At 51.3% G+C, this 25,460-nt stretch carries 29 protein-coding genes; all 29 read left to right on the top strand.

Annotation, left to right across the window (positions count from 1 at the left end; genetic code table 11):
- Positions 1 to 31: 31 nt before the first annotated feature.
- The 29 genes from ACOTYH_RS00700 (at position 32) to ACOTYH_RS00560 (ending at position 25,433) form a co-directional block, all read left to right on the top strand.
- Positions 32 to 223: a hypothetical protein gene (locus ACOTYH_RS00700; RefSeq protein ID WP_063413505.1), complete on the top strand. Its 192-nt coding sequence runs from the start codon at positions 32 to 34 to the stop codon at positions 221 to 223.
- A gap of 787 nt (positions 224 to 1,010) precedes the next feature.
- A complete protein-coding gene (locus ACOTYH_RS00695; protein ID WP_015570936.1) occupies positions 1,011 to 1,397 on the top strand; it encodes a phage holin family protein in 387 nt (128 codons plus the stop codon).
- Complete coding sequence (locus ACOTYH_RS00690; RefSeq protein ID WP_022651286.1) at positions 1,384 to 1,665, top strand: phage holin family protein; 282 nt, start codon at positions 1,384 to 1,386, stop codon at positions 1,663 to 1,665. Before ACOTYH_RS00695 ends, ACOTYH_RS00690 begins: the two co-directional genes overlap by 14 nt.
- Positions 1,665 to 2,294, top strand: a complete 630-nt coding sequence (locus tag ACOTYH_RS00685; RefSeq protein WP_421637497.1) for a glycoside hydrolase family 19 protein — start codon at positions 1,665 to 1,667, stop codon at positions 2,292 to 2,294. The genes ACOTYH_RS00690 and ACOTYH_RS00685 overlap by 1 nt, the downstream gene beginning before the upstream one ends.
- A gap of 7 nt (positions 2,295 to 2,301) precedes the next feature.
- The gene (locus ACOTYH_RS00680; RefSeq protein ID WP_421637604.1) at positions 2,302 to 2,577 is read left to right on the top strand and encodes a hypothetical protein; all 276 of its coding nucleotides are present in this window, start codon (positions 2,302 to 2,304) and stop codon (positions 2,575 to 2,577) included.
- A 1,109-nt stretch (positions 2,578 to 3,686) separates the two neighbouring features.
- Positions 3,687 to 4,100 (top strand): Ivy family c-type lysozyme inhibitor, encoded by a 414-nt coding sequence (locus tag ACOTYH_RS00675; RefSeq protein ID WP_421637496.1) that lies wholly within the window; start codon positions 3,687 to 3,689, stop codon positions 4,098 to 4,100.
- Positions 4,101 to 4,556: 456 nt separating this feature from the next.
- Entirely contained in the window at positions 4,557 to 5,543 is a 987-nt protein-coding gene (locus ACOTYH_RS00670; protein WP_421637495.1) for a terminase small subunit, read from the top strand.
- Positions 5,521 to 6,828 (top strand): terminase large subunit domain-containing protein, encoded by a 1,308-nt coding sequence (locus tag ACOTYH_RS00665; RefSeq protein WP_421637494.1) that lies wholly within the window; start codon positions 5,521 to 5,523, stop codon positions 6,826 to 6,828. The genes ACOTYH_RS00670 and ACOTYH_RS00665 overlap by 23 nt, the downstream gene beginning before the upstream one ends.
- Before the next feature lies 1 nt (position 6,829).
- Entirely contained in the window at positions 6,830 to 8,218 is a 1,389-nt protein-coding gene (locus tag ACOTYH_RS00660) for a DUF4055 domain-containing protein (protein WP_180245475.1), read from the top strand.
- 1 nt (position 8,219) lies between these two features.
- On the top strand, positions 8,220 to 9,311 hold the full coding sequence (locus ACOTYH_RS00655) for a hypothetical protein (RefSeq protein ID WP_421637493.1): 1,092 nt from the start codon (positions 8,220 to 8,222) through the stop codon (positions 9,309 to 9,311).
- Between the two features lie 86 nt (positions 9,312 to 9,397).
- Entirely contained in the window at positions 9,398 to 10,168 is a 771-nt protein-coding gene (locus ACOTYH_RS00650; RefSeq protein WP_017693495.1) for a hypothetical protein, read from the top strand.
- A 12-nt stretch (positions 10,169 to 10,180) separates the two neighbouring features.
- Positions 10,181 to 11,134, top strand: coding sequence for a major capsid protein (locus tag ACOTYH_RS00645; protein ID WP_015570929.1), 954 nt, complete (start codon positions 10,181 to 10,183; stop codon positions 11,132 to 11,134).
- Positions 11,059 to 11,415, top strand: coding sequence for an Ig-like domain-containing protein (locus tag ACOTYH_RS00640; protein WP_421637603.1), 357 nt, complete (start codon positions 11,059 to 11,061; stop codon positions 11,413 to 11,415). Before ACOTYH_RS00645 ends, ACOTYH_RS00640 begins: the two co-directional genes overlap by 76 nt.
- A 36-nt stretch (positions 11,416 to 11,451) precedes the next feature.
- Positions 11,452 to 11,934: a DnaT-like ssDNA-binding protein gene (locus ACOTYH_RS00635; protein ID WP_421637602.1), complete on the top strand. Its 483-nt coding sequence runs from the start codon at positions 11,452 to 11,454 to the stop codon at positions 11,932 to 11,934.
- A 1-nt stretch (position 11,935) separates the two neighbouring features.
- Positions 11,936 to 12,196: a hypothetical protein gene (locus ACOTYH_RS00630; protein WP_032654540.1), complete on the top strand. Its 261-nt coding sequence runs from the start codon at positions 11,936 to 11,938 to the stop codon at positions 12,194 to 12,196.
- Positions 12,197 to 12,199: 3 nt separating this feature from the next.
- A complete protein-coding gene (locus tag ACOTYH_RS00625) occupies positions 12,200 to 12,550 on the top strand; it encodes a hypothetical protein (protein ID WP_421637492.1) in 351 nt (116 codons plus the stop codon).
- A 1-nt stretch (position 12,551) separates the two neighbouring features.
- Entirely contained in the window at positions 12,552 to 13,136 is a 585-nt protein-coding gene (locus tag ACOTYH_RS00620) for a hypothetical protein (protein WP_278106161.1), read from the top strand.
- Positions 13,133 to 13,543, top strand: a complete 411-nt coding sequence (locus tag ACOTYH_RS00615; protein ID WP_045331470.1) for a DUF4128 domain-containing protein — start codon at positions 13,133 to 13,135, stop codon at positions 13,541 to 13,543. Before ACOTYH_RS00620 ends, ACOTYH_RS00615 begins: the two co-directional genes overlap by 4 nt.
- 56 nt (positions 13,544 to 13,599) lie before the next feature.
- Positions 13,600 to 14,271 (top strand): phage tail protein, encoded by a 672-nt coding sequence (locus ACOTYH_RS00610; protein WP_271138903.1) that lies wholly within the window; start codon positions 13,600 to 13,602, stop codon positions 14,269 to 14,271.
- Positions 14,272 to 14,332: 61 nt separating this feature from the next.
- On the top strand, positions 14,333 to 14,644 hold the full coding sequence (locus ACOTYH_RS00605; RefSeq protein ID WP_032654531.1) for a phage tail assembly chaperone: 312 nt from the start codon (positions 14,333 to 14,335) through the stop codon (positions 14,642 to 14,644).
- The gene (locus tag ACOTYH_RS00600; protein WP_080336444.1) at positions 14,641 to 14,955 is read left to right on the top strand and encodes a DUF1799 domain-containing protein; all 315 of its coding nucleotides are present in this window, start codon (positions 14,641 to 14,643) and stop codon (positions 14,953 to 14,955) included. The genes ACOTYH_RS00605 and ACOTYH_RS00600 overlap by 4 nt, the downstream gene beginning before the upstream one ends.
- The gene (locus tag ACOTYH_RS00595; protein WP_421637491.1) at positions 14,952 to 17,864 is read left to right on the top strand and encodes a phage tail tape measure protein; all 2,913 of its coding nucleotides are present in this window, start codon (positions 14,952 to 14,954) and stop codon (positions 17,862 to 17,864) included. Before ACOTYH_RS00600 ends, ACOTYH_RS00595 begins: the two co-directional genes overlap by 4 nt.
- A 76-nt stretch (positions 17,865 to 17,940) precedes the next feature.
- Entirely contained in the window at positions 17,941 to 18,294 is a 354-nt protein-coding gene (locus ACOTYH_RS00590) for a hypothetical protein (RefSeq protein ID WP_020690998.1), read from the top strand.
- Positions 18,295 to 18,350: 56 nt separating this feature from the next.
- Positions 18,351 to 18,698, top strand: coding sequence for a phage tail protein (locus ACOTYH_RS00585; RefSeq protein WP_023296494.1), 348 nt, complete (start codon positions 18,351 to 18,353; stop codon positions 18,696 to 18,698).
- Positions 18,695 to 19,450 (top strand): phage minor tail protein L, encoded by a 756-nt coding sequence (locus ACOTYH_RS00580; RefSeq protein WP_421637490.1) that lies wholly within the window; start codon positions 18,695 to 18,697, stop codon positions 19,448 to 19,450. Before ACOTYH_RS00585 ends, ACOTYH_RS00580 begins: the two co-directional genes overlap by 4 nt.
- 1 nt (position 19,451) lies before the next feature.
- Positions 19,452 to 20,162 carry a C40 family peptidase gene (locus ACOTYH_RS00575; protein ID WP_421637489.1) on the top strand — a complete coding sequence of 237 codons (711 nt, stop codon included), beginning with the start codon at positions 19,452 to 19,454 and terminating at the stop codon, positions 20,160 to 20,162.
- An 83-nt stretch (positions 20,163 to 20,245) separates the two neighbouring features.
- Positions 20,246 to 20,824 (top strand): tail assembly protein, encoded by a 579-nt coding sequence (locus tag ACOTYH_RS00570; protein WP_421637488.1) that lies wholly within the window; start codon positions 20,246 to 20,248, stop codon positions 20,822 to 20,824.
- A 41-nt stretch (positions 20,825 to 20,865) separates the two neighbouring features.
- The gene (locus ACOTYH_RS00565; protein ID WP_421637487.1) at positions 20,866 to 21,807 is read left to right on the top strand and encodes a hypothetical protein; all 942 of its coding nucleotides are present in this window, start codon (positions 20,866 to 20,868) and stop codon (positions 21,805 to 21,807) included.
- Between the two features lie 71 nt (positions 21,808 to 21,878).
- Positions 21,879 to 25,433, top strand: a complete 3,555-nt coding sequence (locus ACOTYH_RS00560) for a host specificity protein J (protein WP_421637486.1) — start codon at positions 21,879 to 21,881, stop codon at positions 25,431 to 25,433.
- Positions 25,434 to 25,460 lie beyond the last annotated feature (27 nt).

Genomic DNA, 25,460 nt, shown 5'->3' with positions numbered 1-25,460 from the left:
CATCTAATTTCCCAGCCATACTGGTGGGAAAATGGAAAAGGGTTTCTACTGGCTACAGCACAACGGCAGAATTCAGGTAGCCTACTACACCGATGGTGTAACCGATGACCTTGAAACGGGCCAGTTGATAACTGGTGTCTGGCATCTGACGCAGAGAGAGGACATTTGCCACAACGGAGAGGCAGAGGTGATTGAAGGCCTTCTGCCTGTACCATTTAAATGAATATATTCATCTGATTACGTGGCAGATTCTTCATACTGCACATATGCTTTTTAAGCATCCTGAGTAATGGATGTTTCTGAAAGCATTTTTGTGGTGGATCCCCCTAAGCGAGGGGCGATTCAGCAGGACATTTCTCCAGAGTGTCCAACCAGCGCGCGGAAATGAATGCTGTGATCATTTCCACCGGGAGGCACCCGGCACCACTCCCTCAGTTATTGCCAACTTAGCTATTTATGCCTGCTTTTCCGAGCAGGCTTTTTTTTCATTTATTAATCATCCATTGACCAGATGAATGTTTCTTGTTTTAGTTATGAATGTGGTGAATCCCATCTAAGCGATGGGGCGTCTGGTTAACTGCTATGTGCAGGTATGCACGCGACTTTGACGACCAGAGATAAGTCACCGGGAGGCACCCGGCGCCACATCCTCAAAAAAACGTTTTGTCGACCACCAGGTTCTGAAACGTCATATACACTTCTAAATGAAACAATTTAAGAGGTGAATTATGAAAGAGGGATATTATTGGATTAGACACAATGACTGTGTCCAGATCGCCTACTTTTCGCACGGTAAAACTGAAGATATGGTTACAGGAAAAATAATCAGAGGCGTCTGGCATCTAACTCGTGGCTACGATCTTTGCCATAACGGTGAAGCGGTCGTTCTGGAAGGCCCCATATCCCCACCTTTATGAACATAATTCGAAGAACACAGGCTGCCTCAGGGTGGCCTTTTTTATTTCCCCTCAAATTTACTGAGAGGATTCACAGCAATATGAGGGGGGCCGATGTCCGATCCATTTTCCGGCACGGGGCTGGCCGGTTTAGCTTTGACTGGTGCCAGTGTCTACGGTCTATTGACCGGAACTGACTACGGTGTTGTTTTTGGTGCATTTGCGGGCGCCGTATTTTACATAGCGACAGCGGCTGACCTGAGTGTGTTACGTCGCCTGGCATACTTCTTCGTGTCGTATATCGTCGGCATTCTTTGTTCGGGGCTGTTGGGTTCAAAACTCACATCCTGGACGGGGTACACCGAGAAGCCTCTGGATGCTATCGGTGCCGTAATAGCTTCTGCGTTAGCCGTTCAAATCCTTACGTTCCTGAACAAGCAGGACATCGGCTCGCTGGTGGCGCTGATAACGCGCCGGGGAGGTTCGGGTGGTACTAAATGACCCAACAGCAACTATCAACGCGCTGCTCTGCGCCGGAGTTGTGATTACTCTGATGTTTTATCGCCGTGGAGATTCGCGGCATCGGCCATGGATTTCGCGTTTAGCCTGGCTGATTACCGTCACCTACAGCGCTGTACCGCTGGCGTACCTGTGTGGGATTTACCCGCATTCATCATGGGCCACCATTGCGGCAAACATCATATTCCTTTCCGTGCTGGTGGCCGTCAAAGGCAACGTTGCACGTCTGGTTGATCATCTGAGGCACTAATGAACCAAACCCAATTTCAGAAGGCGGCTGGCATCAGCGCCGGGTTAGCTGCGCGCTGGTTTCCGCATATCGACGCCGCTATGAAGGAATACGGCATAACCACACCGCTTGATCAGGCGATGTTTATTGCCCAGATGGGGCATGAAAGCTCCAGATTTACCCGTGTGGTGGAAAATCTTAATTATGCGGCAGAAAACTTGGTGCCGACGTTCGGCAGCCACCGCATCACATCACAGCAAGCCGCTGCACTTGCCAGAACGGCAACGCAACCGGCAAACCAGAAAGCGATCGCTAATCTGGTATACGGTGGTGAGTGGGGAAAAGAACACCTGGGCAATCAGGTTGCCGGTGATGGATGGAAATATCGCGGTCGCGGGCTGAAACAGGTTACTGGTCTGAGTAACTATCGCAGTTGTGGCCAGGCGTTGAAACTGGACCTTGTAACCCACCCGGAACTGCTTGAAGAGGATGAATACGCCGCGCGCTCAGCCGCATGGTTCTATGCCTCCCGCGGTTGCCTTCTTCATTCCGGCGACGTTGAGCGCGTGACACTATTAATCAATGGCGGCCGCAACGGGCTGGAAAAACGCCGTGCGTTGTTTAACCTGGCGAAATCAGTTCTGGTATGAGGTGAGTGTGGGTATCGAGACAATAATCGGGCTGGTCGCACTGGTCATTTCCACTATCGCCGGCGCTTTTGGCCTGGGCCATATTCGCGGCACCAGCAAAGCAGAAGCCAAAGCCGACCAGCAGCGAACCGAAGATAACGCAGCGGCAATGGTCGCAGCAGCCGAACGCAGGGTAGTAACAACGAAAGAGGCCAGCAATGTACAGCAGACTGTTAATCATATGCCTGGCGACGATATTGATCGCGAGCTGCGTAACGAATGGAAGCGTCCCGGTGGTGGTTGATACCGGTTGTGATTGGGTGAAGCCAATCTTCCTGACGGATCAAGACATCGACGTTCTGGACCGCCAGACGAAGAAAGACATACTGGCGCATAACAAAGCATGGAAAGAAAATTGCGGGAAAAATTGAGCCTCATCCCTGAGGTTCGGACACAGTCTCTCCTCTGGACTTTAACCGTAGCAAATATTGAGGACTCCATAATACGAATGGACAATTCTTTGGGGGGAGATAATTAAATGGCAGGGATAAGCTTGAACAAATCAGGGTGGCTCATCCTTGAGCACACGGGTAGTCCTGAACGACGACTTTACCTGACATAGCAAAGTCTGTGTAAGAGTCTAGAAAACAATGAGTATTTATCAAGGCGGGAAAGAAAAAAAGTCCCTTCCGAAATGAAATCCTGCAATTCGGAAGGTAGACCAAATGGCCATCATTACAAGGAGCCTTGGACTTTAAAGCAAAGCGTCAGATAAGTATCGGGCATAAGAAGAAATGTTTTAGTGCGTGATTTTTAATGGGGGATTAATAACTTGCGTGATAGTTTTTGTCGCGATTTTAATAATTTAGTCATAGATTGCATAAAACTAAAATTTTGTACTAGATTCGTATTACACAGGTGAATCGATACTTTTGCTATTTGGCTGAATCCCCCTCTGCGGCGGGGCAAGCAGTCGCTGTTGCACGTAACGTTTGCGGATTTGTAGACTGTGGCAAATTCACCGGGAGGCACCCGGCATCTGAATGCAGAACTAAAGGAATAGATTAAACGTCGAGCTGAGTGTGAAGTGCTATTTTATTACTGCTAGACCCAGCCAGTTCTGTCCGAGCTGGCTTTTTTTTCAAAAAAAAGCCCTCTCAGGGAGGGCTACAGGAGTCTCAGTTTCGTTGCTCTTTTTATTGATGTTCTCCGGAGTTGGCATTCTCCGCATCAGAGTCCTTAATAGCCTGGCAAACAGTCAGTATTCAACAAGCACAAGCGGTAAAGATTGGGATAATCCTTAGGTAATCATTTTGGATAGGAAGTAATTTCGAATAGTCTGGCTAACTATAGGGCTGACATAGTAGCTGCTAAAGTATAGAGTTGAGATGTCTTTATGGAATGAGGATTAACATGAAAGGTAAAATGATTATCGCTGTTATGGCTTTTGTTTCTTTCGGTGCTCTTGCCGACGAGGGGCAGTATCTTTCTGACTTCGCTAGTGCAAAAAGCACCTCTAAGAGCTACTCCGAGCTAATCGGCAAAAACAAGCTACCCGCATGGGTAAAGAGTGGCGGCACGAGCACACCATCAACCGAAGTTACAGTTGCAGGGAAAAAGTATATTGCTCTGTCTGGATGTAAACCTCATAGCTGTCCTGAACAAAATATCGCTGTTCTTTACTCACCTGATAATCGTGAAATCCATGGCGTTTTTTCTGATTTTAATGCAGAAAAAAATCGTGAGACATTGACCTGGCTAAACCTGGATCCGATTGATTCTGGTGCTTTGAAAAATGCGCTTTTCAATCGCCTTTACGGTAATTGATACTCTCTAGCTTCAAACTGCATGTTAGCAGTTTGAAGCTAACAAACACTTAGCTCTTGACAATGAGCTTGCTGAAAAACGCTCTCACATCGCACTATCACTCCGTTTCACTTTGGCTATGAATGTCTCTGTAATGGAGAGGCCTTCTGCGAGTTCGGCATCTATTACTGATAGGCCAAAATCCTTTATTAAATCAAGAAGTAATTCGTAGGTTTGGATGAGTTCAAGAATTTTGTATATGGCTTTTTGGTCGTGCCTGTTTGGCAACTGAGTAGCAGCAGATGATTGATGTACAATCCATTCGAGATTGGTTTTGATTCTCTCTACGTCATCGTAGCTATACATATGTCATGAGCTTAAATCCTCATTTCAAGATTTTTTTGAGAAAAATACTTCATTGCTTCAAATAATGAAGCTATGAGTGACGTTTAAAATTCATTCAATTTAGAGGTGACAATGGCTAAGCCGGACTGGGGCGAGCTGCAGAAGCGGTTCCTGTCTGATCACGCTGCTACTGGCATATCCCCTAAGGAATGGTGCGAGGCACATAACCTTAATTATGTAACTGCTCGCCGCTATATCAAGAAAGCTACTGCGCAAAATACAAAAATTTACGCGCAAAAGATAGCGCGCACTGCGCAGAAAGATAAAAGCGCAGATGAGCTGGTGGATATAAAGCTCAGTTCGAAGGTAAAGCGCTTCATTGCTGAATATCTGAAGGACAATAACGCCACAGCCGCCGCTGCACGTGCTGGTTATAGTGACCCAAACTACGGTCGTCAGCTTATAGCGAATCCTAACGTTGCGCAGGCTATTGCGCAGCAACAAAAAGCCTCCATTGCGCGCACGCTTGGCAGTGCCGATGAAGTCCTCGCGCAGATGTGGCAGCTTGCCACCTTCGATGCTAACCAACTCTCTCAGTATCGTCGTGGCGCGTGTCGTTACTGCTGGGGCTTCGGTCACCAGTACCAATGGCGCGATATGGTGGAGTTCGAAGAGAAACGCCTCGAAGCGCTTGAGCGGAAGAGTCGCGAGCCCGCTGATGTTGGAGGTTACGGCTACGATCACACCCGAGAGCCTAACCCAGGCTGTCCGCGATGCAACGGCGATGGTATTGGCCAGCCGTATTTCGCCGACACCCGAAAACTCTCCCCTGTTGCTGCTCTGTCTTATTCCGGTGTGAAGCTGGGGAAGAATGGCGTCGAGATAACCGCTATCAGCCGAGAGCGAATGTTCGAAGCCGTAATGAAGCGGCTTGGCCTGGCGGATAGCGAGTTCGCTCAGCGTCTCCAGCAAATCGAAATCGACCGCCGGCAGCTGGAGGTGGAAAAACTCCGCAAAGAGCTGGCCGGTGATGGTGATGATGACGAACCGACCCCAGTTCAGATCAATATCAACGTAGTGGACGCGAGGGCGGAAGATGGGGATCAGCCCGACACTTAACATTCCTCAGGCGCGTTTCCTCGCGATGCAGCACAAATTCAAAGCCTACGTTGCCGGGTTCGGGTCCGGTAAGACGTGGGTGGGTTGTGGGGGCATCTGTAAGGGGATGTGGGAGCACCCTAAAATCAACCAGGGTTATTTCGCACCGACGTACCCGCAGATCCGTGACATCTTCTACCCGACAATTGAGGAAGTGGCCTTTGACTGGGGGCTGAGCGTCATAATCAATGAGGGGAACAAAGAGGTTCACTTCTACGAGGGGCGACGATACCGCGGGACCACAATCTGCCGCTCAATGGAGAAGCCCGGCTCGATAGTCGGTTTCAAAATCGGTAACGCGATGGTTGATGAGCTGGACGTCATGGCGGCAGCCAAAGCGCAACAGGCATGGCGAAAAATCATAGCCCGTATGCGTTACAAGGTCGATGGGTTGCGTAACGGCATCGATGTCACCACAACGCCGGAAGGCTTCAAATTCGTTTACCAGCAGTTCGTGAAGGCGGTGCGTGAAAAGCCCGAGCTTTCTGCTCTGTACGGTCTGATACAGGCCAGTACGTTCGACAACGCGAAGAACCTGCCCCCGGATTACATCCCTTCGCTGCTGAGTTCTTATCCTGATGAACTGATTCAGGCTTACCTGCGCGGGAAGTTTACGAACCTTAACAGCGGGACCATTTACCACACCTTTAACCGTAAGCTGAACAACTGTTCTGACGAGATTCAGGATGGGGATCCGCTGTTTATCGGTATGGACTTCAACGTTGGAAAAATGGCCGCGATTGTTCACGTAAAGCGTAACGGGCTACCGCGCGCGGTTCGCGAGCTGGTGAAGGTCTACGACACGCCGGCGATGATTAAGCGTATACAGGAAGAGTTCTGGCGCTTCGAGGATGGTCGCTACGTAAAGAGCCGGGAGATTTACATCTATCCGGATGCGTCAGGTGACTCCCGCAAATCGCAGAACGCCAGCAAGACCGATATTGCCCAGCTTAATGATGCCGGATTCAGCGTCATCGTTGATGATGCAAACCCCCCGGTTAAAGACCGCATTAACTCGATGAACGCCATGTTCTGTAACGCCAATGGTGAGCGCCGCTATCTGGTTAACGTCCAGAATTGCCCGGTTTACACCGAAAGCCTCGAACAACAGGTCTGGGCAGCGAACGGAGAGCCGGACAAAAAAGCTGATAACGATCACCCCAATGATGCTGGTGGGTACTTCATTGTGAAGGATTACCCCATCGTGAAACCGGCATACTCAATCACCATGGACACCACTTTCTGATATGGCAAACGACGACATCACCTGGGTTCGACCAGAACACCGGGCGGCTTCTGCTGCCTGGCGGAAATACAGAGACTTTTGCAAAGGCGCTGAGGCCGTAAAAGCGGCGGGCAATAAATATCTGCCTTATCTCGATCCAACCGATAAATCCACGCGCAACCGTAAACGCAATGAAGATTATCTGCGCCGCGCTGTATTTTACGCCATTGCCGGCAATACGAAGATCGGCATGCTTGGCATGGCGTATCGCAAAGACCCAACGTTTAATGGCCCGGTGAAGCTGAAATACCTGTTGGACAATGCTGATGGGGCCGGTACCAGCATCTATCAGCAGTCACAGTTAGTGACCGAGAACGTGCTGGAAGTTGCACGGGAGGGGCTTTATGTCGATTACGCAGATGCCTCCGATGAGGCGATCATCCTCCGCTACCCGGCAGAGAACATCATTAACTGGCGGACGAAGCGTATCAATGGGCGCGATCAACTGGTGCTGGTGGTCCTGCGCGAATGCGTAGAAGAGCCGGATGGTTACGCTTACAAGGATGAAATCCAGTACCGCGAGCTGGCGCTGGAAGAAGGGAAGTTTATCTGCCGCGTATGGCGCCGGGCAGGTGGCACTGCAAGCGGAACCTATGTCGTCGACAGCGAATATCATCCGAAGCCTAAAGGGAAGGAATACTGGGATGAAATCCCGTTCACTTTTGTCGGCGCCCAGAACAACGATCCCACTATCGATGACTCGCCGCTGGCTGCGCTGGTGGAAATTAACCACGGTCATTATCGAAATAGCGCTGACTATGAGGACAGCGTGTGGTTCTGTGGCCAGGTGCAGCCGTATATGACTGGTCTTGATACCGGCTGGCGAGATCACCTTGAGAAGACCGGAGTAAAAATTGGTTCCCGTTCACCGCTAATGCTTCCCAAAGATGGCTCGTTTGGCTATGCCCAGGCGCAGCCGAACATGCTGGCTAAAGAGGCCATGGACAGCAAACGCGATTACATGGTGCAGTTGGGCGCCCGACTGATTGAGCAGAACGCCACGGCGAAGACTGCAACGCAGGCAAGCGGTGAGCAGACATCATCAACATCGGTGCTAGGTATCTGCGTTTCGAACGTTTCCGAGGCTTACACGCTGGCGCTGGGCTGGTGTGCAAAATACCTGGGTATTAATGGGGGTGAACCAGCCTACATCATCAACCAAGAATTTATCGCGAAGGTTGCAGAATCCGGGATGGTTACCGCTATTGTTAATGCCTGGCAGTCCGGCGCACTCCGCGATACCGACATGATTAGGGCTCTTCAGAAACTCGACCTCATCAACCCGGCAGACAGCCCGGATGATGTGATTGATGCGCTCCGCAATCAGGCTCCCTCATTGACCGGGGGATGATATGGCAACAGTCAACGAAAGTTTGCGGGATGAGGCCATTGCCCATTCTGTCTGGATTAGCCGCTATGCGACGGGCGTGGCTAACCGGATGGTGAAGTTGCTTAACGAGACGGACTCAGAACTGTCTGCCCGTCTGCTGGATGCTCTGGATCGGCTCCCGGCTGATAGCTTCACGGTTACACGTCTGGAAAGCTTGCTCGGTAGCGTACGCGAACTTAATCATCAGGCTGTCGCTTCGATGCAGTCCGGGCTGGAAGGGGAATTGCTGGCGCTTTCCAGGAACGAGGTCAGTTATCAGCTGAGCCTGTTCGATTCCCTTCTTCCCTCACAGGTGCTGGCACGCTACCCGCTACAGGGAATTAGCGCCGATATGGTTTATGCCGCGGCGATGGCTCAGCCATTTCAGGGGCGCCTGCTGAGTGAGTGGGCGGAGAATCTGGAATCGGACAGGCTGGCGCGGATCGTAAATGCTGTACGCCGTGGCTATCTTGCTGGCGACACGGTTGAAACCATCGCCCGAAGCGTGCGCGGCCATGCCAATAAAGACTATCGCGACGGCGCGCTTCAGATGAGCAGGGCAAACGCCGCCAGCATCGCTAAAACAGCCGTTAATCATCTGGCTGCCACCGCACGCAACAGCTTCACCAGCGCCCACAGCGACATCGTGAAGGGTAAACAGTGGCTGTCTACGCTGGACAATAAAACCAGTCACGACTGCATCATTCGCGACCTGCTGCGCTACACCCTGGATAATAAACCGATCGGGCACAAAGTACCTTACCTGCAAGGGCCCGGGAAAATTCATTTCTGTTGCCGTTCTACTGAAACCCTGATTATCAAGTCCTGGCGCGAACTCGGCATTGATATTAATGAGATGGACGAGGGCACTCGTGCCAGCATGGATGGGCAGGTACCTGCTAAAACCACGTATCTTGAATGGCTCGCGCGTCAGCCAGCTCAAAGGCAGGATCAGGTTCTGGGTGCCGAGCGTGGCCGTCTGTTCCGCGCGGGTGAAATCGACCTGGCTGATATGTTCACTGACAAAGGCGAGTGGATCAGCCTGGAACGTCTTAAGCAGCTATCAGGTCCTTGAACCTGACAACCATCACTTTCTACACGCCCTGGCATCCGCCGGGGCTTTTTTATGGGCGAGGCCCGACTAAATCCCGAGGGGAAATTATGTTAATTCGAAACATGCTTCTGAAATATTACGCACCTGAAAGCGGCGGTGAGGGCAGTGGTGGTGGCGGTATCGAAATCACCCCGGAAATACAGAAGCTGATTGATGAGCGTGTGACCAATGAAGTTACAGGCCTGAAAACAAAAAACTCTGAGCTGCTGGGCACCATCAAGCAGCAAAAAGAAAACCTGTCACGTTTTGACGGTATCGACCCAGACGCTGTACGCGGCATTCTCCAGCGTTTTTCTGACGATGAAGAGGCGAAGCTTATCGCCGCCGGAAAAATTGACGAGGTGCTGGATAAGCGTACCGAGCGCATGCGTGCTGACGTTGATAAGCAGATCAAAGCGGCGAACGAGCGCGCGGAAAAAGCTGAAGCGTTCTCCAACAAATTCCGGGATCGGGTCCTCGGGGATGCAATCCGGGCAGCAGCCTCTAAAGCGGGCGCGCTGCCTGAAGCTTCTGACGATCTGATTCTGCGTGCCAAAGGCACATTCCAGCTCAACGACGAAGGCGAGGCCGTAGCGGTTGATGCAAATGGCGATGTTCTGTTCGGCAAAGACGGCAAAACCCCACTAAGCCCGCTTGAGTGGGCGGAGTCACTCAAGGAGACGGCTCCGCATCTGTTCCCTCGCGCAGAAGGCACGGGCGCGGGCGGACACAAGCCAAACGGTGGTGGAAGCCTGAAACGTTCCGAAATGAGCGCCAGCGACAAAGCGGACTACATCCGCAAACACGGCCAGCAGGCCTTCCTCAAACTTCCGAAATAAGGGATTTAAACCATGGCAACGACTGTTAATACCGACCTGGTTATTTATGACGATCTGGCGCAGACCGCGTTTCTTGAACGTCGCCAGGACAATCTGGAAGTGTTCAACGCTTCCTCCAACGGTGCGATTTTGCTGGATAACGAACTGATTGAAGGCGACTTCCGTAAACGCGCCTTCTACAAAGTTGGTGGTTCCATTGAATCGCGCAATGTGAACTCTGTCGATAAAGTCACAGGTAAAAAAATCGGTGCCGGTGAAGCGGTATCCGTTAAAGCACCGTGGAAATACGGTCCGTATGAAACCACGGAAGAGGCCTTTAAACGCCGTGGCCGCTCCGTTGATGAGTTCTCCGAAGTGATCGGCGTTGATGTCGCAGATGCCACGCTGGAAGGCTATGTGAAATATGGCCTGAAAGCGCTGACTGCGGCGATTGGTGCTAACGCCGACATGGTCGTAACCGCCGACATTGAGACCGACGGTAAAAAGACCCTGACGCGTGGCCTGCGCAAATATGGCGACAAGTTTAACCGAGTGGTTCTGTTCGTGATGCACTCCGCGACCTACTTCGACATTGTGGATGAGGCGATTGCCAACAAAATTTACGAAGAAGCGGGCGTGGTGGTTTACGGCGGGCAGCCGGGCACGCTGGGTAAACCTGTGCTGGTGACCGACACCATGGATGCTGATGCGATCCTTGGGCTGGTAGCCGGCGCAGTGACCGTTACCGAGTCTCAGGCGCCGGGCTTCCGTTCCTATGATATCAACGATCAGGAAAACCTTGCGGTTGGCTATCGCGCTGAAGGCGTGGTGAACGTTGATCTGCTGGGCTACAGCTGGGATACCGCCAAAGGTGATAACCCTGACCTGACCGCCATCGGCACTGCGGGCAACTGGAAGAAGCACTTCACCAGCAACAAATCTACAGCAGGTGTGCTGATCAAACTGGAATCTGCGGTGGGGGAGTAACGCTGTCAGCGGATAAAACCTCCGCAACCGCTGACAGCACAGATGCGGTAACTGTTTATCTTAGGTACACACTGAACGGCTCCGGTGTATCCGGTAAAACCGTCGTGTGGACGTCTACAGGCGGCACGCTTAGCACGGCCAATTCTCAAACCGGCTCTGCTGGTGGTGCAACGGTGAAACTCACATCAGACGTTGCTGGCACCTTCACGGTAACCGGCACGGTTGAAGGAGTGGCGAAAACCACTGATGATATAACCTTCACTGCACCTGCCGGAGAATAACGAATGGGGCGAAAGCCCCATAAACAGGATGATTCGATGATCAATACCGATATCACCTCTCCTGATGCCAACAGCTACGCCAGTGAAGAGGATCTTGCCTCATTTGCGGAAATACGCGGCATTGAACTGCCTGACAAGCTCACACCTTTGCTGATTAAGGCAATGGATTACCTGGAGGGGCTGGACTGGGTTGGCTCAAAAGCTGACCCGAGACAGGCTCTGGCATGGCCACGCGTGAATGTCGTTCTGGATGAACATAATTTCCCGTCGGATGGGGTTCCACGGCAGGTTATAACCGCGCAGTGCATTCTGGCGGTAGAGGCAATCGACGGCGATTTACTCTCCAGCGTGCGCGAAGCCGCTGTCAAGACTGAACGTGTGGAAGGCGCTGTCACGATGACCTATGCGGTCGCAGATGGCGAAGTCTTTACACCGTCGTATCCTGCTGTGATGGGGCTGCTGGGCGATCTTGCTGGTGGTCGTGGCTACGCAATCAATGCATTTGCAGAGAGGGCATGACATGCCGGACCTGAAAGTTATTAACCTAGCGAGCAGAAAAGATGCTGATCTGGAACATAACCGAACAGAGGTTATTAGGCTTCTGGAAGAGGCGCTTCATGCTGCTCGCGAAGGCAATTATCGTAGCATGGCTATTTTGCTTATTGATGAAAGCGGTGCGGTTATGGATGCCTGGCATAGCGGTGGTTTTCCGTACGTTATGGTTGGCGCCATCGAATCACTCAAAACTGATTTTATCAATCTGCAAATCGAGAGGCGCTGACGAATGCCCATTGATTACCTACGTATGCAGGCCAGAACAACACGCATGCTCAGGCAGAACGGAGCGTTATACAACGTCACCCGTAAAGGCTCGGTAACTGTTATCGGCGGCGTTGAGCATAAAACTGAAGAGGTCCGTTTTACTGCTGTGGGCGTGAAGACCGAAATCGCGCCAGGCGAAATAGATGGAACAGTCATCGTAAACGGTGATGTTCGAATCGTCTTTACCGCAGAGCAGGAAATTAAAATCGGCGACGTAGTCGATATTGATGGCACAGCCCACCGGGTTATCAAACCCAACCCGGCAAAACCTGCCTCGTTGGTACTCTGCTACAAAGCGCAACTGAGGGCTTAACATGGGCGAGAACGCGGCTTTCCTGGCTGAAATCACGGCTTTCGTTAATAAGGCGAAAACGAATCAGGAAGCAGTGGTGCGCGCCGTCGGCATAAAAATACTTAACCAGCTGGTGATGATGTCCCCAGTGGGCAACCCGGAGTTGTGGGAAGTTAACCAGACAGCCGCTTCCTATAATCGCGCTGTTTACGACCATAACGAGGCGCAGCGGGCAAATCCCGACAACCTGACCAAAACCGGGCGACTGAAGAAAAAAGTCCGGGTGGTGGATGGGATGGATATCAAAGCACCGCCGGGGTATACGGGCGGACGCTTTCGCGGTAACTGGCAGGTATCGTTTGATGCTCCGACAACTGATGAAACAGGGCGAATAGACAAGACCGGCGACCTGACAAAAGCAGCCGGGAACTACACGCTGTCACTGTTCAAAGTCGGGATGAAGGCCATTTATTTCTGCAACAACGTCCCGTATGCATACCCGCTTGAAATGGGGCATTCCACACAGGCACCGGGCGGAATGGTCCGTATAACCGCTGCTGAGTTTCAACGCTTCTTTGAGGAAGCTATCAAGGAGGTGTCCAGGTGATTCCTGATATTGCATATGCACTGGCCGCCAGACTGGGTTCCTGGGCCGATGCCGAAGGCATTTCTGTTGCATGGGAGAACGTGCCGTTTACACCTCCTGCTAACGAGATGTACCTGGCCGTTCACGATTTGCCCGTTACTCCGCGAACAATCGATCTCGGGTTGCGCTGCCGGACTTATTCAGGCGTGTACCAGATCAATGTCGTGGCGCCAGCCGGCTCAGGCCGTACCTCAGTTGTTTCTCTGGCGGGCAGAGTAGTTGAATTGTTCCCTGAGGGGCAGGAGATTGCAGGAAGTGACTTCACTTGCTGGATCACCAGCACGCCAGCAATTTTTCGCGGTATCCCGACCGCTGTTTCCTACACCATTCCCATCAGCCTGAACTACCGGGCCGACATCATTAACTGACCCGTCAAAATCATCGGCCATTGTGCCGGTTTTCTACTTTCACAGGAGTAACCATTATGGGCTTCGCACTGCCTAACGGCGCTCATGTTTATCTGGCCTCGGGCTACGGCCCAGCCATTACTTTCACCGGCGCGACGAATGCTGAGCACGTGGTGATCACCGTCAGCGCCGCGGACGATATCGCGGTCGGTGATATCGTTCACGTGAACTGTAACTGGTCGGGTATTGATAACGTTATCGCGAAAATCGACGCGATTGCGGAGAATGCCGTTACTCTTCGAAATATCAATACCACAAACCAAAACAAATACGCCGCGGGCGGCGGTTCCGGCTCTATTCGCAAGATTGAGGAATGGACCGAACTTCCACAAATCACTGAGGTATCGAAATCTGGTGGCGATCAGAACACCACGCAGATTCAGTTCCTCAGCGATGACCGTCAGCGCAACCTGAATACCTATAAATCTGCTGTCTCTCAGACTTACTCGATCGCTCACGATTCAAGTCTCCCGGTATATCCGTTGCTGCGCCAGCTGGATGAAGACGAAGAGACTGTGGCGGCTTATATGTACGTTCCGAAGGCTAAGGAGAATCGTTACTGGGCGGCCACGGCATCTTTTGACGACACGCCGACCACGGCGGTGAACGAAGTCGAAACGGTAAGCGTCGTGCTGAACCTGCAATCGCCAGCAATGACGTTCTACAAAATCACAGGCGCCGCGGCATAAGCCAGGCATAACGATAGTCTGAGCCTCCTCTTTGGAGGCTTTCTTTCACTAAGAGGCAACGATGGCGACAAAATTCACCCTTCAGCCCAAACCAACTTTTAAGGCCAACGTCTCGATCCCGCGCGCTGGCGATGAGGATGGCGTGCTGACATTCACGTTCAATCATAAACCACTTAAAGAGCTGGCTGACCTGGAAAAACTCGAAGGCAAAACCGCCACTGATTTTCTGATGGAAATTATTTCTGGCTGGGCACTTCCTGATGCATTTAACGCGGAAAACTTGTCGCTGCTGCTTGAGAACTATCCGGCGGCGATGAAGGCTATCCCTGAAACCTACTATCGCGAACTGATGGGGCAACGCGAAAAAAACTGATAGCGGTTGCCTCTGCATTCTATACGCCTGAACCCACAGCGGCAGACCTGGCACCCTATGGGCTTACGCCGGATGACTACGATGATCAATACATCGACGTCTGGCCAGATGTATGGCCTTCATTTCTGGTGTTTCAGGCTGTCAGTACGCAGTGGCGCACGGGCATGGGAGGCGCATCAGGGCTTGATTACAATGTGCTGCCCTGGGTGATGCGCCTGCACCAGGTCGACGACGAGGCAACCGCGCTTACAGACATCCGAATCATGGAGAGCACCGCACTAAAAGTTATGCATAAAGAGAGGGCGGAATGAGTAACGACATCGCCACTATTTCCCTGCGCGTGAATACCAGTGAACTAGAGCGCGGTAATCAGGAGTTAGATCGATTTCAGCGTACGGCTACCGGGGCGGCAGAGAAAGCGGATGATTTAAACAGTACGTTCCGAACCGGTATCGACAACCAGAAGAAAAATACCGAGAGCCTGAAGCAGCAGCGCCAGGAGCTCCAGACTCTGCTCAACAAAATCAGCCCCGTTAACAAAGCGTTGGATGAACTCGATACCATTCAGGAAAGCCTGTCTAAATTCCGGAACAAAGGTTTGGTGGGTGACGAGGATTTTACTCGTTACAACAGCGTGCTTGAGACAACCCGCGCGAAACTGGCGCAGGTCATGGAATCTGAAACAGCAGAGGGCCGTGCTCGCATTGAGCAGGCACAGGCAGCGCAACGGGCAGCTGCCGCAGGCAAAAATTTTATCGACTCACTCGAGGACCAGGTTGCAGCTATCGGAAAAACCCGTGCAGAGTTGCTCGAACTGAAGGCGGCCCAGCTTGGCGTGTCGGACCGCGCTGCGCCAATGATTGCCCGACTAAAAGAGCAGGAAGAGTCCTGGAAATCTGGAGCTATCAGTGCGGGGCAGTACCGTAATGCCATGCGTTACCTGCCAATGCAAATGACGGATATTGTGACTTCACTGGCCTCCGGTATGCCGGTTTATATGGTCGCTATCCAACAGGGGGGGCAGCTGCGTGATTCCTTTGGCGGAGTGGGTAACGCGCTAAAAGCGATGTTATCCATGGTAACCCCGGCACGTGTTGCGATTGGTGGTCTGGCTGGCGCTGTACTGATTGCGGCAAAAGCGGGATCGGACTACTTCACAGCCTATGACGAAATCAATAAAGCTATCATCCGCACCGGAAACATAGCCGGTACGTCAGCGCTACAGATTATGGCATCCTCCCAGTCAATCTCTGCTTCAACTGGGGCTACGGTGGGCACTGTCCAGAGTCTGATGACAGAGTTGGTTGGTATCGGCTCAATGACCCAGCGACAGCTTGAGAAAGCTACCAAAGCGACAGCGCTGGCAGTTGAAACTGGTATTGTTTCGGCTCAGGACATTACCAAGGCTTATAAGGATATTGATAAGGATCCGGTTAAGGCTCTTCAGAACCTTAATGAGCAATTCAACTTTCTCACCGTTTCACAGCTTAAGCACATTGACGAGTTAGTTAAGCAGAAAGACCAGACCGCTGCCGTTACTCAAGCTATGGATTTGTTTGGCGACACGATGGCAGAGCGCGGAGAGCAGGCTTACGACTCGCTGACACCATTTGGCCGCCTGTGGCTTGATATCAAGGGATGGGCGTCTGAGGCTATGCAGAGCATCGGTCAGTGGGTGGCTGAACTGGCATCGAACACGCTAAAGGAATTTAACGCAATTTATTACAGCGTCGCGATAGTTTTTCAGAAGCTGAACCAGATTATTTCTTCTTCTATCGCGGCTGCGATTAATCTCGTTCCTGACTGGGCGAAAACTGATACTTTGCAGGGATGGCAGGCCTATAACGAACAAATGGCCGCCGCTTATGGTAACAGCGTATCTCAGTTGAAAAAGGACTGGGACGCAGCTGACATTAGCGCAGGCAAGTACCTCGATACATCCCGCAAGATAAGCGCCGCGACCACTCAGAAGGTTCGCGAAGCAGTCGCTTCGTTTGGCAAAAAAACGAAAACAGGAAAACAGGGCACTGTATCTGCTGGCGACCGCAGTACTGACGCTGCTCAGGCCGAATTGCTGGCGCTTCAGGCGCAGTTGCGAGCGCTTCAGCAGCATAAAGGGCTGAACGACACTATCAGCAAGCAGCGCAAAGATCTGTGGACCACTGAGGCGAAATTTCAGGTGCTGGAAGAGGCCTCGCGTTCACGTTCACTGACGAAGCAGGAACAATCCCTGCTGGCGAGTAAAGACCAGGTGCTTCAGTTGGCACGGCAGAAAGCCCTGTTAGGTGATCAGATTACCGCACAGGACCAGCTGAACAAGCGAATGGATACCTCTCAGAAATATGTCACGCAGATGGCTGAGAAACAGGCTGCATTAGTGAAAGGTGCCGGGATGAGTGACCGTCAGGCACAACGTGAGCTGGCAAAGAGCCAGCTCTCTTCTGGCTGGATCAACTCCGGCGGTAAGCTTGACGACGAGAGTTATCAAAAGCAGCTTAAAGCGGCGAATGATTACTATGATGCCGAGGACCGGTTACGTGGCGACTGGCTGACTGGCGCGAAAAAGGGCTGGGCTGAATTTGAGGACAGCGCGACCAATGTTTACTCGCAGGTGCAGACTATTACCAGCAATGCGTTCACCGGGATGGCCAGCACGCTCACCGACTTTTTTACTACAGGTAAATCTAACTTCTCAGATTTCCTGTCTACCTTCCTGAAGGGCACCGCCCAAATGCTTACGCAGTTGGCATTGGTCAACGGAATGAAGTCTGCGTTTGGTGGAACCTCATTTGGTTCATTTTTCGGATTTTCTGATGGTGGCGCAGTCCCTGAGTTTGATACTGGCGGCTACACGGGGGATGGAGGTAAGTATCAGCCAAAAGGCGTGGTGCATGGTGGCGAATTCGTATTCACCAAGGAGGCAACCAGTGCGCTGGGGGTTGGCAATCTGTATGCGCTTATGCGTGGAGCTCAGGGTTATGCAAATGGCGGTTATGTTGGCCACGCTCCGATGTATGGGCTTCAGTCATCATCGGCCGGTGGGGTAAGTATTCAAACGTCCGTAGTTGTTCAAAACCAAAATTCACAGCAGCAGACTTCTGCAAATAACGATGCTGTTTCTCGCGCTTACAAGCAGACTATTGATCAATCTGTTCGGGCAGGTATTGCGAAACAACTTCAGCCTGGTGGCCTCATCTGGAATGCAACAAAATCAAGATAAGACACTTCGGCGTTTTTTTTGATCATATTATTCATCGTGTTAAGATGTTTCCGATTGCAATTAAAGGAAACTTAAAATGAAGAAGGTAGTGGCTTTAGCTCTTGGGGCTTTAATGTTGTCTGGCTGTACTGTTCGTGTTGCTGATATGACAGTTGGTAGTACTAAAAATTACAACCTGAACGCAGCTAAGTTTGAAAAAGGTCAACGTGTGACTGGTGAAGACAAAGCCCCAATTGTAATTTTCCCGCTGGGCATTCCGAGCGTTAAAACTGCAATGGATCGGGCTATTGAAAAAGATAAGTGTTCAGTAGGCTTAAGCGATGTTGTTATTTATCAATTAAATCACGCATTTCTGTTCGGCACATATGGTTACCGTGTTGAAGGCACGCAGATTATCGACAAGTCTCAGCTTGGTTGTGAAACCCGCTAATCTCCTTCTCATACTGTCACAAGCCACCTTCGGGTGGCTTTTTTTATGGAGCAAACATGGCCCTGGAAACGTTCACCTGGCGAACGCAGATACAGGCGGGAATGGAGGGAACGTTTAACCATAAAACCCGCTCTGCAACCTTTGGCGACGGCTATGAGCAGATTGCCGGGGAAGGCATCAACCCTGAAAAGCAGTCATGGCCTGTAACCCTAACGGGCAAAAATACGGACATGCTTCAGGCTCTAAAATTTTTTCGTTCTCACGTCACAAAGGCATTTATCTGGACATCTCCAGTTGGCGAAACAGGACTCTTCCGGATTGAGGCCGAATCAATCAAGTCACAGCCCTTGTCCAGCAAAGTCATGACCATTTCCGCAACATTCAAACAGGCGTACGCACCATGATCACAGCAGACTATCAAAGTCTTGAGCCCGGCAACAAAGTCCGTCTTATCGAAGTTGATGGTTCTACGTTCGGCGTGGATGATGTACTGCGATTTCACGCGTACAACTTCCCGCACACAGAAGAAGAAATCGCAGCCGCTGGTGGGGATGAATCAAAGCTGAAGGCGAAAAGTATCTGGTGGCAAGGGGAGGAATATGCCGCCTGGCCGTATCAAATTGAAGGGCTTGAAGCCTCCACAGACGGCAACAGCGCCCAGCCAACGCTCACGGTTGCAGATATCGATAGCAAGATTACAGCGCTGTGCCTAGCTTATGACGATATGCTACAGGCGAAAGTCACTATCCATGACACTTATTCACATTATCTCGATGCGAAGAACTTCCCCGCAGGTAACGCAACAGCTGATCCGCAACAGGTCAGAAAACGAGTTTTTTACATCGATGGCAAAAGCAGCGAAATTCCGGGCGAAAGTATCGAATTCGTACTCGATAGCCCGATGTCGTTGCAGGGTAAGATGATCCCCACGCGGCAGCTTCATTCCCTATGTACCTGGTGCATGCGCAATAAGTACCGCACCGGCGACGGCTGCGACTATGCCGGTACGCGCTATTTCGACAAAAACAACAACCCGGTAAGCGATCCGTCACAGGATGAATGCAACGGCACGCTGACGGCCTGCAAACTTCGGTTCGGCGAAAATAACCAACTCTCGTTTGGTGGATTCCCGGGAACGTCGCTGATCAGGAGCTGATATGCGTCAGAAAACAATTGATGCGATTATGGCGCATGCTGCCGCTGAATATCCTCGTGAGTGCTGTGGTGTGGTGGCGCAGAAAAGCCGCGTTGAACGTTATTTTCCTTGCCGGAATCTTGCCGCGGCGCCGGAGGACAATTTTGTCCTTTGCCCCGAAGATTACGCAGCCGCTGAGGATTGGGGGACGGTGATCGCCGTTGTGCATAGTCACCCTGACGCCACTACGCAGCCGAGCGAACTGGATAAAGCGCAATGCGACTCAACGCTTTTACCCTGGCATATCGTGAGCTGGCCAGAGGGGGATTTACGCACCATTCAGCCGCGCGGAGAGCTGCCGCTGCTGGAGCGTCCTTTTGTGCTTGGTCACTTCGACTGCTGGGGGCTGGTAATGAGCTATTTCCGGCAAACGCATGGTATCGAACTCCACGATTACCGGGTTGATTATCCCTGGTGGGAAAACGACTATCCGGACAACTTCTATCAGGATTGCTGGTACGAGTGCGGATTCCGTGAATTCGATGGGCCACCGAAACCAGGCGATATGGTGATTATGCAAGTTCAGGCTGATAAGTGGAATCATGCGGGAATTCTGCTGGAAGGCAACATGCTACTGCATCACCTTTATGGGCATCTGAGCCAGCGCGTACCTTATGGCGGTTACTGGCGTGAGCGCACAATGAAAATACTGCGGTTTAAAGACTGTTTCTGATAACCGCCTGTGACAGTTTTGTATGGGGGGAAAATGGCTGCATTACTCAATGTTGAGCCTGTCCGCACAATTCGTTTTACGGCGTGCTAGGCGCCACCTTTGGGCGTGAATATCGTTTATCAGTAGCTTCACCAAAGGAGGCCATCCGCGCCTTGAGCATTATCGTACCGGGTTTTGAACGTTTCCTGAATACCAGTAAGCAACGAGGTTTAACTTATGCGGTATTCAGCGGGAAACGAAACCTCGTAAACGATGAACTCAGTATGGACAGGAGCACAGAGGAAATCCGTATCGCGCCGGTGATCATCGGCAGTAAGCGAGCCGGGGTTTTTCAGACAATCCTCGGGGTTGCCCTTGTCGCTGTTGCTGCGTTCGTCACGGGAGGGGCCGCGATCGGGATTGGTGGGACTGCTTTTGCTGGTGGATGGGGAGCTGTGGCGGGGATTGGGGCATCAATGGCGATCGGCGGCGTAGTCCAGATGCTTTCTCCCCAGACTACCGGGCTAGCCAGCAAGCAATCAGCAGATAACCGCGCCAGCTATGCATTTGGTGGAGTAACAAACACGACAGCCCAGGGGTATCCGGTACCTCTTCTTTATGGCCGCCGGCGAATCGGAGGTGCGATTATCTCAGCCGGAATCTATGTGGAAGACAAAATGTAAAAGTGTTATAACCATATCATAATTACAGATGGTTAATAACTATGAATCAAGATGCTCTCATTATTGCCAAATCTATTTTGGAACTCAAACAGGAAAATGATGTAATAAAGGATTATTTGTTCCCCTTTTTTGTTGCTTTTTTTTCAGCATTGCTGGGTGCTGGAGTTGCATACATCTTCAATAAAAGGCATGAGAGATTTCGTGTGGAACGGGAGCGTTTTGATTTGGCAAATAAGATCTTAACGGATGCTGTGTCTGGGCTGAATTGTCTTGTTTCCATAAAGTCTAACTATTTAGGCCTCACTTCCTCCGATCCTCTAAAAAGGGCTTTCGAAGTTCCTATTATTTTGATGAATGAAAGGCTTCTTAATGTTGATGTCTCACGATATTATTTTATTGGGCCAGTCCAAACTAGTAATTTTACTTTTAAACAAAAATTTGTGAGATGGATTAATTATAAAGTTATTCATGTTAAACCTTTCCAGCCAACGACTGAGGAACTGGGGAGAAGTTGGCGCAACCTAATGAGAATCTCAGCTTTTGTAAGTAACTACAATTACATAATGACAACTTTAGAAAAAAGGAATAGGTTGAATGAGGAAATTAAGGAAGATATTCAAAAGGCTTGTGAGGTCTATGGGTATAATCCTCGAAAAGTGACTCTCGATTTCGTTTGTAAGCATATTGATGGTGCGAAAATATCTCAACATGTTCACTTGACAGAATTTCTTATCGCTCTTCTCGACCATGTTCTGAAAGAAATGGATTCGTTTGTCACTCAGTTTCCAGAAATAGCTGAAAGTAATATTGAAATGAAAATGATAGGCTCTAGAGCCAAGGTTGTTAGAATAATTAATGATAGACCTGCTTATTTAGCAAGCTTGATACCTATCAAGTCTCCAGATTATGTTAGATTGTCCGCTATAGTTGGTAGGGATCTCAAAGAAACAAAATTAGTTTATACTTTTTCAGATTGGTATTAATCAGCAATCTTCATCTAATATTAATGTTATATATATAGGCCACCTCAAGGTGGCTTTTTTATGGGCGCAATATGGCAACTGCAATCGCTATAAAAGGCCGCAAGGGCGGCAGCTCAAGTTCCCGAACCCCTACCGAACAGCCTGATGATCTGCAATCTGTTGCAAAGGCAAAAATCCTCGTTGCACTAGGAGAGGGGGAATTTGCAGGGCAGCTGACGGCGAAAGATATCTACCTGGACGGAACGGCCCTGGAGAATGCTGACGGCTCTCAAAACTTCAGCGGTGTCGTGTGGGAGTTTCGCCCAGGGACACAGGCTCAGGATTACATTCAGGGGATACCTGGCACAGAAAATGAAATCAGCGTCGGTACCGAAGTATCCAGCGAAACAGCCTGGACGCATACCTTCACCAATACGCAGCTTTCAGCGGTTCGCCTGCGCCTGAAGTGGCCATCTCTTTTCAAACAGCAAGATAACGGGGATTTGGTAGGGTATTCCATCAACTATGTGGTGGAGCTTCAGACGGACGGTGGTAGCTGGCAAAAGGTCCTTGATACTAATGTGACCGGTAAAACCACATCCGGTTATGAACGCAGCCATCGCATCGATTTACCGAAAGCTGGCAGCACCTGGACCATCAGACTGCGCAAAATTACCGCTGACGCAAACAGTGCCAAAATTGGCGACACGATGACGCTCCAAAGTTATACAGAGGTCATCGATGCCAAACTGCGCTATCCAAACACAGCTCTGTTGTACATCGAGTTTGATTCCAGCCAGTTCAATGGCTCTATTCCCCAAATTGCCTGTGAACCACGTGGTCGTGTCATCCGCGTACCGGATACTTACGATCCGGAAACAAGAACTTATAGCGGTACGTGGCTTGGGACATTCAAATGGGCCTGGACAGATAACCCTGCGTGGATATTCTACGACCTGGTGGTTAGCGACCGTTTCGGGCTTGGGGATCGTCTCACAACAGCGAACATAGACAAATGGACACTTTACCAGGTTGCACAGTATTGCGATCAGATGGTGCCGGATGGCAAAGGCGGAAGTGGCACCGAACCACGTTATACCTGCAACGTCTACATTCAGGAACGCAACGACGCTTATACGGTCCTGCGTGATTTTGCTGCTATCTTCCGCGGGATGACCTACTGGGGCGACGACCAGATTGTTGCGCTGGCGGACATGCCGAGGGATGTTGATTTTACATACACGCATGCGAACGTTATCGATGGCCGGTTTACCTATTCCAGCAGCACCACAAAGAACCGTTATACCAATGCGCTCGTATCCTGGTCTGATCCTGATAACGCCTATTCTGATGCGATGGAACCTGTTTTTGAACAGGCGCTGGTTTCGCGTTATGGTTTTAATCAACTTGAGATAACAGCTATTGGTTGTACCCGGCAATCGGAGGCGAACCGAAAGGGGCGATGGGGGATCCTCACCAATAACAAAGATCGCGTTGTTACTTTAAATGTAGGGGAAGACGGTAACATTCCACAGCCTGGCTATGTAATTGCTGTAGCCGACCGAAATCTTTCCGGACGTGACCTTGGCGGCCGTGTTTCTGCGGTGAATGGTCGTGTTTTGACGCTGGACAGGGCACCGGATGCATCTTCGGGCGACAGGATGATTGTCAATCTGCCATCAGGGGTTTCGCAGTCACGCACCATCCAGTCGATAAGGGGCAATAAAGTAACCGTTACGACTGCTTACAGCGAAACGCCTGTGGCTGAGGCCGTATGGGTCATTGAGTCTGATGAGCTCTACGCACAGCAGTATCGCGTTATTACGGTAACTGATAATAATGACGGCACGTTCATAATCGTCGGTGCAAATCACGATCCGGATAAATTCGATCGCATTGATACGGGAGCCATCATTGACCAGCGGCCGGTGAGCGTGATCCCGCCGGGCAACCAGTCGCCGCCTGCGAACATCGTGATCAGCTCGTTTTCTGTGGTACAGCAAAATATCAGCGTCGAAACGATGCGCGTGAGCTGGGACCAGGCGCAGAACGCTATCGCCTATGAAGCGCAATGGCGCCGCAACGACGGGAACTGGGTTAACGTGCCGCGCAGCTCCACCACGTCATTCGACGTCCCCGGGATTTATGCAGGGCGCTACCTGGTGCGCGTGCGTGCAATCAATGCCGCAGAAATCTCGTCCGGATGGGGCTATTCGGAAGAGAAAACGCTGACGGGGAAAGTGGGCAATCCACCGAAGCCGGTCGGCTTCATCGCTTCTGAAAACGTGGTATTCGGTATTGAGCTGAGCTGGGGATTCCCCGCGAATACCGACGACACGCTGAAGACGGAAATTCAGTACAGCCTGGCCGGGACGGAAGACGATGTGATGCTGCTGGCAGACGTACCCTTTCCGCAGCGCAAGTATCAGCAGATGGGCCTAAAGGCAGGGCAAATTTTCTGGTACCGCGCGCAGCTGGTGGACCGCAGCGGAAACGAATCAGGGTATACAGACTTTGTGCGCGGGCAGGCCAGCATCGATGTATCCGACATCACCGATGCAATCCTGGAGGACATGAAAGGCTCCGATACGTTCAAAGACCTGATCGAGAACGCGGTGGACAGCAATGAAAAAATTGCTGGCATGGCTAACGACATCAAACAGGCCAACGACGAACTGGAGCAACAGGCGCAGAAAATTGCCCAAAATGCCCAGGATATCGGAAAGGTTCAGACCAACGTTACAAACCTGTCGAGCAAGGTCGGAGATGTGTCTTCTTCTCTGAACGAGCTTGAGCAGACAGTGGCGACGGCCGATACCGCACTAGGTCAGCGTATCGATAGCATCAACGTGTCTATGGACGGCATGGCGGGAGGTGTGAAGAACTCCGCCATCGCGATTATTCAGGGCAATCTGGCTCAGGTGGCCGCGCGCAAAACGCTGTCTGCATCCGTCGCCGGTAACAGCGCTCAGCTGGACCGCATTGATGAGGTGATCGTCAACGAGAAGGAGGCGACGGCGCGCTCGCTGCTGAGTTTGCAGACTGACGTGAACGGCAACAAGGCATCCATCAACAGCCTGAACCAGACGTTCTCCGATTACCAGCAGGCTATGGCCACGCAGGTAAACAGCATCACGGCAACCGTCAACGGGCATACTTCAGCGATCACCACCAACGCGCAGGCCATTGCGAACGTCAACGGGGACCTGAAGGCGATGTACAGCATCAAGGTCGGGTTATCCAGCAACGGTCAGTACTACGCCGCAGGGATGGGGATAGGCGTGGAGAATACGCCGTCCGGCATGCAGTCGCAGGTTATCTTCCTGGCTGACCGCTTCGCCGTAACGCACCAGGCCGGAGCCACGGTGACCCTTCCGTTCGTTATCCAGAACGGGCAGGTAATTATCAGGGATACGGTAATAGGTGATGCCACTATCACGCGAGCGAAACTGGCTGAAACCATCAGCTCGGTTAACTACGTTCAGAACCAGGCTGGCCTGTCTATAAACTTTAGGACGGGCACGCTTGAAAACTACGGTTCAACCGCGGGGGAAGGGGCGATGAAGCAGACTAATCAGACGATCAGTGTCAAGGATGCCAACAATGTGTTGAGGGTGCAGATCGGGAGAATCACGGGAACATGGTAACGGGAGGCCTCTTACGGGGCCTCTTTG

The sequence above is a fragment of the Enterobacter cloacae complex sp. SHL001 genome (assembly GCF_049236825.1).
Lineage (GTDB): Bacteria > Pseudomonadota > Gammaproteobacteria > Enterobacterales > Enterobacteriaceae > Enterobacter > Enterobacter hormaechei_C.
This window is presented reverse-complemented; position numbering and strand designations above follow the sequence as displayed.